Here is a 14089-nt window from a genome sequence, read left to right on the forward strand (position 1 = left end):
GCATGTAAAGAATGAAGGTTTTAATTATTCTGAATTTATTTCAGCGTGGCTACTGTATAGAAAAGTATGGTATAGTGAAACCTATCGAAAAGGTTTTATTCAGAAAGGAGAGGGAGTATGTCTCAATTACAGGGCATTCTTACCAGATTGAAAAGTCTTCAAGAGCAAGCAAAGGAATCTGAATCTGCTCAGCGTTTTTTTGAAATAGATGGTGTGAAAAAATGCCAGGTTACATATTTCAGCAAAACAGAAATGTTCGAGCTTGAAGTATACAGTGATAAAGGGAAATCATCAAAATATCAATTCGATAATGTTGATATGATTACCATTGAAATCTTTGATCTTCTTCAATCTTAATTTAATTTGTAAAAGCTGCATTCCATTAGGAAAGCAGCTTTTTTATTTTGTTTATTAGTGTGATTTAGGGAGCCAGGTGGTTTGAATGAATACAATGACTTTATGACACATTATAAAGAGGAGGGATGAAGATGAAAAAACCAAAAGCGATATGCCCTGTTTGTTCCGATGAGAGGATATTAGAGGATGTTTTAACCGCCCAGTCCAATCAAAATGTTATTTATCGATGCCCTGAATGTGGTTATGAAAAAGGTGATATCAAAACAAGCAAGGGGTAATCGACCTTTTAAAAGGTCCCTTTTTTTGGAATTGAAGGGGTGTTTGATTGGGCCTTTTCTGCGTGTTTATGTTAAACTAGAATAAGGGATATATATATAAAAACATATGGTAAGGGGTTTTAACATGATCGGTACTCATGATGGGGATTTATTGGAATCCAGCGTGAAAGACTTAATGATTTCTTCTGAACGCGTGGCCCACGTGCAGGTAACCAATAATTTAGAACATGCGCTATTGGTATTAACGAAGAGCGGTTATACGGCCATTCCTGTGTTAGATCCAATGTACAAACTGCATGGCTTAATCAGCACACCAGTCATTCTCGACTCTATCTTGGGACTTGAGAGAATTGAATTTGATAATCTGGAGAATAAAAAAGTTTCCGAAATTATGAATATAGATATACCTCGTCTGAATATAGACGATCCATTGATAAAAGGGGTAGAAATGTTAATTGATCATCCATTTGTCTGTGTTGAGAATGACGAACATCTATTTGAAGGCATTCTTACGAGAAGGGCGATTTTGAAGAAAGTCTTTAAAGAACAATTGTTGCCTGAATGAGGAAATATCCATAGTAAATGAACAGTTTACCTCAGACTCGCCAAGTGGCGAGTTTTCTTATTCTACATAAATCACTAAAAATGGGTTAACCATAGATATCATATTAGTTGAGAGGATGCGTAACTTGGTACAAGCAATAAATACTTCGAACGGTCAAAACTTAAAATTAAAGCGGCCATTCATCCTTGCGGCGATCATGATGGCGATGTTCATGAATGCAATTGAAGGTACCATTGTGTCGACGGCCATGCCTGCCATTGTCAGTGACCTGGGTGGCTTTTCATTATATAGCTGGGTTTTTTCCGGCTATTTACTTATGAATGCCGTGACGGTCTTGATATATGGAAAGTTATCCGACATAGTCGGTCGAAAGCCTGTTCTTTTATTTGGCATTATCGTCTTCCTGATTGGTTCGGTTCTATGTGGCTTTGCTGACTCGATGACGGAGCTCATATTTTATCGATTTCTGCAGGGGTTTGGTGCCGGGGCGGTCGCGCCAGTAGCCTCAACCATTGTCGGGGACATTTATAAGAATGAAGAGAGGGCCCGCATCCAAGGATACCTCTCAAGCGTATGGGGTATTTCTGCTGTCATGGGACCGGCATTGGGCGGGTTGATTGTCGAGTCTCTTTCTTGGAGACTTGTATTCTGGATCAACATTCCCCTGGGTTTACTATCATTTGTTGGAATCTGGATGTTCCTTCATGAAAATATTGAAAAGAAAAAACGTGATATTGACTATATAGGGGCGGCGTTGTTAACTTTATCGATATCCACCTTGATGGTGGTCCTTGTCCAAGGTGGAGTAAAATGGTCCTGGGCTTCTACTCCAGCCATTTCACTTGTTGGAATTGCCGTCGTTTCGTTTATTTTATTCATCGTTCAGGAAAAAAGGGCTTCCGAGCCAATGATGCCATTTGAAATATGGAAAGAGCGCTCAATTTTAATAGCGAACCTTGTTTCCCTGACAACAGGGGTGATGATGATTGGGTTGTCGAGTTTCCTGCCAACGTTTGTTCAAGGAGTAATGGAACGCTCACCGACAGTTGCAGGTTTTACACTGACTGCCATGTCCATTGGTTGGCCAATTGCTTCGGTTTTTGCTGGTAGACTCTTGTTAAAAATAGGGTTTAAGGCTACATCACTCCTTGGTGGGGTTTCTTTGATTCTTGGAAGCGCGATTTTAGTTTTGATGAAGCCAGAAGCTGGTCCACTTATTGCAGCAATGGGATCTTTCTTTGTTGGGGTGGGGATGGGTTTGACATCGACATCTTTCATCGTCGTCATACAAAAGACGGTCAGTTGGGAACGCCGGGGGATTGCAACTGCCTCGAATATGTTCATGCGGAATCTTGGGAATACTGTGGGAGCCGCTTTACTCGGGGGAGTCATGAATACAAGGCTGCAAGCCTATTTGAATGAACATGCAGCAGTTGATTCAAAAGTGACGATCGACACAGCCAATAAATTATTGGATAGTGAAGAGCGTGCTATGCTGCCTAAAGATGTAGTAGAGGTATTACAGGAAGGACTTACGACGTCCCTGCACACCATTTATCTTATCGTCTTACTTTTTGCCGTTATTAGTCTTGTGACTCTGACAAGACTAAAGAAAAGGGAAAAGCGAACTGAATAGTTAGAAAGAAGAGGCAATCTACACATGGGTTGCCTCTTTTTTTGGATGCTCAAATCTTGCCTACACGAGTGCCAAGATGAATCAATGAGGCGTTGGCCATGTAAAATAAATTTGAACTGTTGGGTGGGGGGGCTTCTTTCGAGAATTTAGATCATGGCACTCTAGACGCCGCAAACCCGATGATGAGCAATAAAACATCTTCATGAGTTTCATTCCATTTCTTTTCTCTTGTAATATAGGTGATCTTTGTTGATAATTAAATTTATATAAAATGAATCAATGTGATAAGAATTAATTATCAAGAGGTTGGTGTGTATGTCTTTTTCAGAATATCACTTATTATCCGTTTTGGCCCAGGAGATGAATATGAGGAAAGCTGCGGAGCGTTTATTCGTTTCCCAGCCTGCGCTTTCACAACGTCTGCAAACAATAGAAAAGGATTGGGGATCAAAGTTATTCCTGCGTTCGCAAAAAGGGCTTTCCTTGACACCTGCTGGTGAAGCGGTCATTCGATTGGCTAATGATATATTGGCCAAGGAAGAAACGGTGAGGGAAAGTATCCAGGCAATGGATCATGAAGTATATGGTACCTTGAAAATTGCTTGTGCTTCAATAGTCGGACAGAACTGGTTACCACAAGTTTTGAAAAAGTTCGTACAAAAATATCCCTATGCCAAAATTTCTTTAATCACTGGCTGGAGCAGTGAAATTTTAAAGTCCTTATATGAGGGGCAGGTACATATCGGCATCATCCGTGGGGCACCAGATTGGAAAGGCGTAAAACAGCATTTGTTTACGGATATGCTTTACCTGGTGGACACAGAGATGAAGGAACTGGACCAGGTATTCGAAACGGATCGCCCTTTTATCCAGTTTAAAAGTGATTCGAATTATTATCAGGAAATACAGGATTGGTGGCATCGTCAATTCAAGACCACCCCTAAAAATACGATAGTCGTCGATCAAATTGAAACATGTAAGCAAATGGTATTCAATGGGATTGGCTATGCGATCCTACCTGCCATCACTTTACATGATAAAGACACGAATATCTTTAAGATTCCCCTCTTGGATGGACAAAACCATTCAATCGAACGGGATACATGGCTTTGTGGATATGAATCTGCTTTTCAGCTTAAACAGGTACAAGCCTTCACGGAAGTGGTCAAAGAACATATACGTGATCAAGGCATGTTGTGAGTCTTCGAAAGATGGTGTCACGCTAGTAAAAACCATTTATAAAAAGATATTCATTCCTTGTCTTGTAAGCTGTTGTCTGTTAAATTTAAAACGAGTAACGATACATAATTAGGAGGTTTTACCGAGCATGAACAAAATGGATGCAAATGAAATTATTTCTTTTATCTCCAATAGTAAAAAGTCAACACCAGTAAAGGTATATGTCAAAGGTGAATTAGATGGCGTAGATTTTGGCCCTGCTGCTAAAACTTTCATTACAGGCAACACCGGCGTTGTATTCGGTGAGTGGTCTGAAATTGAAACGGCTATCGAAACAGCTGGATCGAAGATTGAAGATTATGTGATTGAAAATGATCGTCGCAATTCTGCTATACCACTATTAGATTTAAAAGGCATCAAGGCCCGCATCGAGCCAGGTGCAGTGATTCGTGACCAAGTTTCAATTGGTGACAATGCGGTTATCATGATGGGAGCATCAATCAATATCGGTTCTGTTATTGGTGAAGGTACAATGATCGACATGAATGCAACTCTTGGAGGACGTGCAACAGTGGGCAAAAACTGTCATGTGGGGGCTGGAGCTGTCCTTGCTGGTGTCATTGAGCCACCTTCAGCAAAACCTGTCGTGTTGGAAGATGATGTGTTAATTGGTGCTAACGCAGTCGTTCTGGAAGGCGTTACAATCGGGAAAGGTTCAGTTGTGGCGGCAGGAGCCATCGTCACGAAAGATGTCCCTCCATACTCAGTGGCTGCTGGTATACCGGCTAAAGTCATTAAACAAATAGATGAAAAAACAAAATCAAAAACTGAAATCATGCAAGAGCTTCGTCAACTTTAATTCCAACCTGAAATATGTTCAAGAGCGTGGATACCTATATCCACGCTTTCTGTATAGGGAGTGAAAAAATATGGAACAGAGCCCGTTTGTTACGATACGGCGCGATTTACATCAAATACCGGAAATAGGTTTTCAAGAATTCAAGACGCAACAATATTTGCTTACATACATAATGAACTTGGCTTCAGAACGAATGGAAGTCGAAACTTGGAAAACAGGGATCTTCGTGAAAATCAAAGGAAATAATCCCAATAAGGTAATTGGCTACCGAGCTGATATCGATGGTTTGCCAATTATAGAAGAGACAGGATTGCCATTTGCCTCTACACATGACGACTATATGCATGCGTGTGGACATGATTTCCACATGAGCATAGGCCTCGGTCTACTGACACATTTTGTTGAATATCCAATCGATGATGACTTAGTATTCATTTTTCAACCGGCTGAGGAAGGGCCTGGCGGGGCTGAACCGATGTTGAAATCCGAGACTATGAAAAAATGGAAGCCTGACATGATACTTGCTCTCCATGTGGCACCTGAATACCCGGTTGGGACGATTGCGGTTAAAGAGGGGCTTTTATTTGCAAATACATCTGAACTATTCATCGATCTGGAAGGCAAGGGCGGACATGCAGCATATCCGCACAATACGAATGATATGGTCATTACTGCCTGTTCACTTGTGGGACAATTGCAAACCATTGTTTCCCGTAATGTGAACCCATTGGATTCAGCGGTCATCACCATTGGAAAGATTACGGGAGGAACCGTTCAAAATATCATTGCGGAGAAGGCTCGTTTAGAAGGCACTATAAGGACCCTGGACCCTGAAACGATGGTTAAGGTTAAGTCACGGATCGAAGCCCTTGTAGAGGGCATTAAAGTAGGATATGAGTGTAAAGCGACAATAGACTATGGCTGCATGTATCATCAAGTATATAATGATGAGAAGTTGACCAGTGAATTCATGGATTTCACCGAACAATCATCAGAGGTTCAATTGCATCGCTGTACAGAAGCGATGACGGGGGAAGACTTCGGTTATATGTTGAAGGAGATTCCGGGCTTCATGTTCTGGCTTGGTGTAGCATCCGATTATGGGTTGCATCATGCCAAGTTAATGCCCGATGAGAAAGCCATTCAACTTGCCATCGATCATTTAGCAAAGTATATAACGTATAAAGGTAAAAGAGCATAACAGTAGAGGGTATGACCATGGTAAATGATGATATATCCTGTAAGACGAATGGAAGAGTTTGGAGGGCTTACTGTGAAAAAGGAATTTGCAGTGATAGGGCTTGGCCGTTTTGGCGGCAGTATTGTTAGGACCTTGGCAGAAGAGGGAATGGGTGTGCTAGCCATCGATGTGGATGAAGACCGCGTTAATGAATATGCCAGAATAGCTTCGCATGCCGTCGTTGGAGATACGACTGATGAAAACGTACTTAGAAATATCGGTATCCGGAATTTTGAACACGTCATTGTCGCTATTGGGGAAAATATTCAGGCAAGCATTTTAACGACCCTCATGCTTAAAGAACTGGGTGTCAGCAATGTTACGGTCAAGGCCCAGAATGACTATCATGAGAAGGTGCTCCGAAAGATTGGAGCGGATTTCGTGGTTCATCCAGAACGGGATATGGGAAGGCGTATTGCCCATAACATCGGTTCTAATAACATCCTGGATTATCTTGAGCTTTCCGATGAACATTCCATTGTGGAAATCGTGGCAAGCCAAAAGATGAACGGAAAATCGATATTCGATCTAGACATCCGGGCCCACTACGGGTTGAATATTGTCGGGATTAAAAGAGAAAATGAAATTAATGTTTCGCCCCAGGCCAATGATTTGATCCATAAAGGGGATATCTTGATAGTCATTGGAGCCGATTCTGACATCAATCGGTTTGAAAAGAAAATCGTCGATTAAAAAAAAGGAGGACCTGCCGATTTCTGCAGGTCCTCCTTTCCTTTAAACTAAAAAAAACCCCAGCCATTCGGCTGGGGTTTCTTAATTATTGTACCTCCATGATGATCGGAAGGATCATCGGGCGGCGTTTTGTTTTTTCATATAAGAATGGTGATAGAGTATCTGTAATCTCATTTTTGATTTCAGACCATTGAGTGGTCTTGCGCTCCATCACTTTATTCAGGTGCTTGGTGATGAGGGACTGAGCATCATTGATCAGGTCTCCAGATTCTCTCATGTAAACGAAACCACGTGAAATGATATCCGGACCGGAAGCGATTTTGAATTCCTTCATATTGATGCTGACAACGACAACAACAAGTCCTTCTTCGGATAGGATTCTACGGTCACGTAAAACGATGTTCCCGATATCGCCGATGCCGCTTCCATCGATATAAACCGATCCTGAAGGGATTTTCCCGGCGATTTGAGCCGTATTTTCACTTAATGAAAGTACCTCACCATTATCCATGATAAAGCAATTTTCCTCAGGTACACCGCAATCCATTGCATGACCTGCATGAAGTTTTTGCATACGGTATTCACCATGAATCGGCATGAAGAATTTTGGCTTGATTAAACGAAGCATTAACTTTTGTTCCTGTTGACCGCCATGACCGGAAGTATGAATATTATTCAATGGACCGGAAATGACATCTGCGCCCGCACGATATAATTGGTTAATGGTTCTTGATACGCTGATCGTGTTACCTGGAATTGGTGAAGAAGAGAAAACGACAGTATCTCCAGGTATAATTTGAATTTGACGGTGAGTTCCGTTTGCAATTCTTGAAAGAGCTGCCATTGGTTCACCTTGGCTACCTGTACAAAGGATGGTCACCTTGTTTGCAGGCATCCGGTTCAATTGCTGTACATCGATAAATGTATCTTTAGGTGCAACGATATAACCAAGTTCTTGACCGATAGCGATAGCTGAATCCATACTACGTCCAAAAACGGCAATTTTACGGCCGTTTTCAACAGCTGCTTCAACGACTTGTTGAAGGCGATGGATATTGGATGCAAAGGTTGCAAAGATGATCCGACCATCTACTTTACGGAAGATATCTTGAATCGTATCGCCTACGCGGCTCTCTGACATCGTAAAGTTCTGCACTTCACTATTCGTGCTGTCGGATAGTAAGCACAATACGCCTTCTTTTCCGATTTCGGCCATTTTTGTCAAATTGGCCGGTTCTCCTACAGGTGTAAAGTCGAATTTGAAATCACCAGTATGGACAATTTGTCCAGGAGGAGTTTTAACCACGATTCCGTAAGAATCCGGGATACTGTGAGTCGTACGGAAGAAAGAGACAGAAGTCTTCCGGAATTTGATGACTTCATCTTCACTGATTTCAATCATCGTTGTCTGGCGTAATAGACCATGTTCTTCCAATTTATTGCGAAGTAGTCCAAGGGCTAGCTTGCCGCCGTATACAGGGACATTCACTTTTCTTAGTAAATATGGAATTCCGCCAATGTGATCTTCATGACCATGTGTGATGAAGACACCTTTAATTTTATCTACATTTTTTTCTAAATAGCTGTAATCTGGTATCACATAGTCTATTCCGAGGAGTTCGTCTTCCGGGAATTTAATTCCCGCATCGATGACGATGATCTCATCTTGGAATTGAACAGCATATGTGTTCTTACCGATTTCGCCTAAACCGCCCAAGGCGAATACAGCAGTTTGATCGTTTTTCACAAATTTCATAAATTATCCTAGCTCCAATACTTTAAAATCTTCACTTTGTTTTTCGTATTCCAAATATGCGCCAGCTACTGGTGCTACTAACTCTACGTTATAAGGTTTTTCCTTTAGCTTTAAACGGACGTCGCGGACGGATTCACCTTCCACATACATCGTTTGCGTATTCTCCCTGATGGGAACCTCAGATATGGTTACTTGATAGTATACCTTAAAAACCATTTTAATCTCTCCTCACTTGTTTACATTGCTTTTTTCATTATATATAAAAACAACAATTTTTACATGTTTTTCAACATCATGGAAAAACAAACCCAACTTACCTTTTGGAAGAGGGGTTTTTATTTAACTTATTATACCAATACGGAATAGTATATAAAAATAAATAGCTGAATTCGTAGTTTAACCGACCTCTATCCTTTATCCTTTCCGTTTTTACTACATGTAAAACTTAATTGGATAAAGAAATGTTCCGGAATGGGCCTCTTTAAAAGGAACATCTATGTATTTAAAAAATAATCCTTCAATCAATGCTTGGTGAAATCGGTTTCTTGCTAAAAGAAAGGGGATCACCGATGTGTGAACCTGTGCAAAGAGATGGATATTATAGTATGTACATGTAATCTTTCAAAGTAGGCTTAATAAGAACTGTACAACAAGGAAGAAGCCCTCCGCAAGTTTTTGAAGGGCTGTACAAAAAAATCTCGCAAATGGATGACGGCCATTGGCAGAATGAAAATGGCATCATGCGATTGATTTTTTTCTTAGAAGATCATTCCATTGTTTTACAAGCTTTTTACGAAGCTTCTTTAACATGGCGATCACGCTCCCTTAGTTATTATTGTATAGGATTATTCAATAAAGTAAATACGTCTTTACAGGTAAAAGGCTTATTTATGAAAAAAAGGCCGTCATTTCTACCATATGCTTGGTTATCTTGGGAGAGTGTGAAGGGGGATTTAGATGTCTCATATATAATATATGCTGAACCACGAATGAAAAACCTGGATAAATGTGGTGTTTTGAAAAGGAGTTACTTGACTTATTTTAATGACAATTATTAAATGGGTACATATTAAAAAAGGTAAACTGAATGAATTGGAAGTGAATAGTCAGTGAAAATCGTATTCTTTGATATTGATGGAACATTACTGGATCATGAAAAAAAATTACCGGCTTCAACAAAGAAAGCAGTGAAGCAACTGCAGGATAGCGGAGTCTTCGTAGCCATTGCGACGGGACGTGCACCATTCATGTTTGAAGACTTAAGAGAAGAACTTGGTATCGATACATTCGTTAGTTTTAATGGACAATATGTCGTTTTTGAAGGGGAAGTCATCTATAAGAACCCGTTGAATCTATCTGAAATCAGAAGGCTGCATAAGGCTGCGGAGGAAAATGAAGTGCCTATCGTATTCATGAATGAGGAAACGATGCAATCAAGCGTTCCGTATCATAATCGGATTGAAGAAGCCTTGAGCACTCTAAAATTCCCACATCCGGGGCATCAGGCGGATTTTTATGAAAATAATGACATTTATCAAGCCTTATTATTTTGCTCTGAGGATGAAGAATCGGAGTACGTGGGTATGTACGATAAATTTAACTTTATTAGATGGCATACCTATTCAACGGATGTTTTGCCTTTTGGGGGTTCAAAGGCTGAAGGGATAAAGACTTTGATGAAAAAGGTCGGATTTGACCTTGAGGATGTATATGCATTTGGAGATGGCTTAAATGATATAGAAATGCTTAAAGCTGTGGGGTATGGAGTGGCTATGGGCAACGCAGGACAGCTCGTCAAACAGGAAGCTGATTACGTGACAACGGACGTCGATAAAGACGGCATCCTCCATGGGCTAAAAGAACTTGAATTGATTTAATGTAAGGCAGGCAGCAAAGACCCCCACTTATATAAACAGTGGGGGTCTTTGCTGCCTTTACTGGGATGAAACTCATCTTTCAATTGGAATGTAAGTTTCTGGGACGTTGAAAGGATCGTCATGATTGATGTGGTCATAAAACATAATGCCATTTAAATGATCGATTTCATGTTGGAAGCAGATGGAGGCCAAACCTTTTAACCGGAGCTGAACTTCTTCTCCTTCTATGTTTGTACCGGACACCTTTATACGGGCATAACGAGGTACATAACCAGAAACGGGCCGATTAACGGAGAGGCAGCCTTCGCCGGCGGTAAGATAGGACCTTTCAACGGAATGGCTTACGAGCTTAGGGTTGAATAGAGCGTAGCTAATTAATTCGCCTTTTTCATTTTTAAGATGTACGGCGATCATACGTTTGGATATATTCACCTGTGGTGCGGCCAAACCAATTCCTGCCCTCAAACCATATTTCAAAGCGATTTCAGTATCCTGGCTATTTTGTACATACTCCATTAAGTCGGCCAAGACCTTTTTGTCCTCTTCAGAAGCAGGTAGTGGAACTTCTTCAGCCACTTTCCTTAATATTGGATTGTCTTCTTCAACAAAATCATCCATTGTAAACAAGTTCTTTCACCCCACTAAGTTTCATAATATATGTATGGGATTATTTTAACAAAAATATGCTCGGAAGTTAATATAAGAGACAATGATAGGGAAGAAGGACCATCCCTATCATTATATTATTTACGGCATTATAGTCTGTTTCTTTTTCATTTTCATTTATAATTTTCTTTAATAAGGGTAGTTACATGATATTTTGGGTAAAGGGAGAGGGTGATTATCTGTTTAGCATAAGCATGCGCCGACAATGATCAGTAGTATGAATAAGACTACGATTAAAGCGAAGCCGCCGCCGAAACCACAACCGCCGCCACCGCCATAACCTCCATAACCATAACTTGGTGCAGCGGATACTGGATAACAACAATCTTGGGTGAAACCTCCATAATACATAATTATACCTCCGTTTTATATTTTGGGATTCAACCATCTTGATTTGAAATGGTTTAATACAGCCTATGCGGTAGGGGTTGAATCGTGTAGGCTCTAACCCAGACTTGAAAAATATCCTGTTTTCGGTAGTGGAACGCGTGTAGTGACTGCTATTAAATTCAGATGTGGGAATTTCTTAAAAACATCCTAATAGAAGGATCAGAGGGAGTGTTAGTTTTGAAGCTTTATCGTCTATACGTCGTTTTGTTTGTTTCTGTCATAATGATGACCGGATGTATGAATAGCGGTTCACCTGAGGAAAGAGTCGTTAAAATTCTAGACAAGACAGTTGAGAAAGAAAGTAATTTTACAGAGAAACAAGAGCCTTTAAATGATTTGGAAAAAGAAGAAAAAGAAATATATGAAAAAATCATCAAACTCGGGATGAAAGAGTATGACCAAATCGTGGAACTTTCCGACGAAGCATTAAAAAATATCGAAAAACGAGAAGAGTTAATCGAAAAAGAAAAAGAGAGTATGGATGCCTCGAAAAAGCAATTCGACAAAATGGAAGGGCAAACTGATAAAATTGAAGATCAAAAGGTAAAAAAAGAAGCTGTCAAAATGGAAAAGACAATGAATGAACGATATGAAAAATATGAGGACGTATACAAAACCTATCAACAAAGCTTAGCGAATGATAAGCAACTATATGAACTATTCAAAAAAGAGGATCTAAAAATGGATGAACTCCAAAGTCAAATTGATAAAATTAATACAACATATGAAAAAGTTGTGAAAGCCAATGAGAAATTTAATGCGGTAACAACAAAATATAATCAAGAAAAAGATAGCTTTTATGAAACGGCAGGCATAAAAAAAACGGACTCTGACAAAGATTAAAGAAGAGGAATAAGGCTATGGGCATTGCTCATAGCCTTATGTGCGTTTGGGTAAGAAAATAAAATGATCAGATTTCCGTTAAAAAGTGAAAAAACTCAACGGAAATATTTACTGACCTGTACTAAGGGAAAATAAATAAAGAAATTCTAACAGTTGAGACGATTGAAAGTATATAAAGTTTTTTTACAATACTATTCAAAAGTTGGAAATGCCTTTAGATAAAGGTCATGATTGATTCTTTAGGAATAGGAGTTGAAGCGAAATACTATCCTTTGGCATCTTATGGCAGCTAAAAGTGGCAAAGTTTATAGTACAGATGCATAACAAAAACTATAACAGAGGGTCGATTAGTGGAAAATAAAACTAATGAAATTTTGAATGTAGGGAAGTATAAGTGATTGACTTGATGTTAATTCATCTTGTACACTAAATTTACCAAAGTTCTTGTATCATATTTCTTGATTATTTTATTGGTACAGCTTAAGATTAAGACATAAATACGATTCCCTTGTTTGAGAGATTATTCTTAAGGGGAAAATAAAACAATAAGTTCTTGAAGAAACTATAAGACAAATCATTTTGCTTTATAGAATAATAATTACTAACCTTTTTAATGAAAGGATGAGGTGCCAAATGGCTCAGAAAACTAAACAGGCTAAAATTAATGTTCAAGACCAGCTGAAAAAAGTTGAAGAACAATTTGAAATGTTTCAAATCTTAAATGAAGAGGGAGAAGTCGTGAACGAAGCGGCAATGCCTGACTTAAGTAATGAACAATTACAGGAATTGATGCGCCGTATGGTATATACACGGATATTGGATCAACGTTCTATTTCCCTTAACAGACAAGGAAGATTAGGTTTTTATGCGCCTACCGCAGGGCAGGAGGCCTCTCAGATAGCTTCTCAATTTGCTTTGGAGAAAGAGGACTTCATTCTTCCAGGGTATCGTGATGTTCCACAAATCGTTTGGCATGGCCTGCCACTTTGGCAAGCTTTCTTATTCTCAAGAGGACATTTTAAAGGGAATCAAATACCGGAAGATGTGAATGTCCTTTCACCACAGATCATTATCGGCGCCCAATATATTCAAGCTGCCGGCGTAGCACTTGGTCTTAAGAAGCGTGGTAAAAAAGCTGTCGCGATAACATATACGGGTGATGGAGGAACTTCACAAGGGGATTTCTATGAAGGAATCAACTTTGCCGGAGCATTTAAAGCGCCAGCTATATTCATTGTACAAAATAATAGGTTTGCAATCTCAACACCTGTCGATAAGCAGTCTGCAGCTAAAACATTGGCCCAAAAAGGGGTGGCTGCTGGTATTCCAGGCATTCAGGTAGACGGCATGGACGCATTAGCGGTTTATACTGCAGTGAAAGAAGCACGTGAGCGCGCCATAAATGGAGAAGGCCCAACACTGATTGAAACCTTGACTTACCGTTATGGACCTCACACTATGGCTGGGGATGATCCAACGCGTTACCGGACAACGGATTTGGATAATGAGTGGGAACAAAAGGATCCACTTGTTAGACTTCGTAAGTTCTTGGAAAATAAAGAGCTTTGGAATGAAGAATTAGAGAATGAAACGATAGAGAAAGCAAAAGAAGATATAAAAGAAGCAATCAAAAAGGCTGACGCAGAACCAAAACAAAAAGTGACAGACCTTATTTCAATCATGTTTGAAGAAATGCCTTACAACCTAAAAGAACAATATGAAATTTATAAAGAAAAGGAGTCGAAGTAAG

At 39.8% G+C, this 14089-nt stretch carries 15 protein-coding genes; 11 read left to right on the top strand and 4 right to left on the bottom strand.

Translation table 11 applies throughout. The annotated features are described in order from the left end of the window. Positions 1-117: 117 nt before the first annotated feature. From ACQKL6_RS08365 to ACQKL6_RS08400, 8 genes are all read left to right on the top strand, one after another. Positions 118-357, top strand: a complete 240-nt coding sequence (locus ACQKL6_RS08365) for a YkuJ family protein (RefSeq protein ID WP_402868027.1) — start codon at positions 118-120, stop codon at positions 355-357. Positions 358-488: 131 nt separating this feature from the next. Continuing rightward, positions 489-635, top strand: a complete 147-nt coding sequence (locus ACQKL6_RS08370) for a hypothetical protein (protein ID WP_402868029.1) — start codon at positions 489-491, stop codon at positions 633-635. Positions 636-759: 124 nt separating this feature from the next. After that, on the top strand, positions 760-1200 hold the full coding sequence (gene cbpB / locus ACQKL6_RS08375) for a cyclic-di-AMP-binding protein CbpB (RefSeq protein WP_402868031.1): 441 nt from the start codon (positions 760-762) through the stop codon (positions 1198-1200). Between the two features lie 91 nt (positions 1201-1291). Then, a complete protein-coding gene (locus ACQKL6_RS08380) occupies positions 1292-2836 on the top strand; it encodes an MDR family MFS transporter (protein WP_427651002.1) in 1545 nt (514 codons plus the stop codon). Positions 2837-3151: 315 nt separating this feature from the next. Next, positions 3152-4036 (top strand): LysR family transcriptional regulator, encoded by an 885-nt coding sequence (locus ACQKL6_RS08385; RefSeq protein WP_402868033.1) that lies wholly within the window; start codon positions 3152-3154, stop codon positions 4034-4036. Positions 4037-4163: 127 nt separating this feature from the next. Beyond that, entirely contained in the window at positions 4164-4874 is a 711-nt protein-coding gene (gene dapD, locus ACQKL6_RS08390; RefSeq protein ID WP_402868035.1) for a 2,3,4,5-tetrahydropyridine-2,6-dicarboxylate N-acetyltransferase, read from the top strand. Between the two features lie 70 nt (positions 4875-4944). Further along, positions 4945-6075 carry an N-acetyldiaminopimelate deacetylase gene (locus tag ACQKL6_RS08395; protein WP_402868037.1) on the top strand — a complete coding sequence of 377 codons (1131 nt, stop codon included), beginning with the start codon at positions 4945-4947 and terminating at the stop codon, positions 6073-6075. A gap of 72 nt (positions 6076-6147) precedes the next feature. After that, positions 6148-6807, top strand: a complete 660-nt coding sequence (locus ACQKL6_RS08400; protein ID WP_402868561.1) for a potassium channel family protein — start codon at positions 6148-6150, stop codon at positions 6805-6807. A gap of 85 nt (positions 6808-6892) precedes the next feature. Here the strand turns inward: ACQKL6_RS08400 and rnjA are convergent, their stop codons facing one another. Both rnjA and ACQKL6_RS08410 read right to left on the bottom strand, forming a co-directional pair. Continuing rightward, the gene (gene rnjA / locus ACQKL6_RS08405) at positions 6893-8563 is read right to left on the bottom strand and encodes a ribonuclease J1 (RefSeq protein ID WP_402868038.1); all 1671 of its coding nucleotides are present in this window, start codon (positions 8561-8563) and stop codon (positions 6893-6895) included. Positions 8564-8566: 3 nt separating this feature from the next. Then, positions 8567-8779, bottom strand: coding sequence for a DNA-dependent RNA polymerase subunit epsilon (locus tag ACQKL6_RS08410; RefSeq protein ID WP_402868040.1), 213 nt, complete (start codon positions 8777-8779; stop codon positions 8567-8569). 893 nt (positions 8780-9672) lie between these two features. Here ACQKL6_RS08410 and ACQKL6_RS08415 point away from each other — a divergent pair. Continuing rightward, positions 9673-10440 (top strand): Cof-type HAD-IIB family hydrolase, encoded by a 768-nt coding sequence (locus ACQKL6_RS08415; RefSeq protein WP_402868042.1) that lies wholly within the window; start codon positions 9673-9675, stop codon positions 10438-10440. Positions 10441-10512: 72 nt separating this feature from the next. Here the strand turns inward: ACQKL6_RS08415 and def are convergent, their stop codons facing one another. Both def and ACQKL6_RS08425 read right to left on the bottom strand, forming a co-directional pair. Next, positions 10513-11067, bottom strand: coding sequence for a peptide deformylase (def, locus tag ACQKL6_RS08420; RefSeq protein WP_427650956.1), 555 nt, complete (start codon positions 11065-11067; stop codon positions 10513-10515). Between the two features lie 222 nt (positions 11068-11289). Continuing rightward, entirely contained in the window at positions 11290-11457 is a 168-nt protein-coding gene (locus ACQKL6_RS08425; RefSeq protein WP_427650957.1) for a YjcZ family sporulation protein, read from the bottom strand. 216 nt (positions 11458-11673) lie between these two features. On the opposite strand from ACQKL6_RS08425, the gene ACQKL6_RS08430 reads away from it, so the two are divergent. After that, positions 11674-12339: a YkyA family protein gene (locus ACQKL6_RS08430; protein WP_427650958.1), complete on the top strand. Its 666-nt coding sequence runs from the start codon at positions 11674-11676 to the stop codon at positions 12337-12339. Positions 12340-12972: 633 nt separating this feature from the next. Then, positions 12973-14088, top strand: a complete 1116-nt coding sequence (gene pdhA, locus ACQKL6_RS08435; protein ID WP_402956135.1) for a pyruvate dehydrogenase (acetyl-transferring) E1 component subunit alpha — start codon at positions 12973-12975, stop codon at positions 14086-14088. The last annotated feature ends 1 nt before the right edge of the window (position 14089 follow it).

It is taken from the genome of Peribacillus sp. NPDC097197 (assembly GCF_050278025.1).
Lineage (GTDB): Bacteria > Bacillota > Bacilli > Bacillales > DSM-1321 > Peribacillus.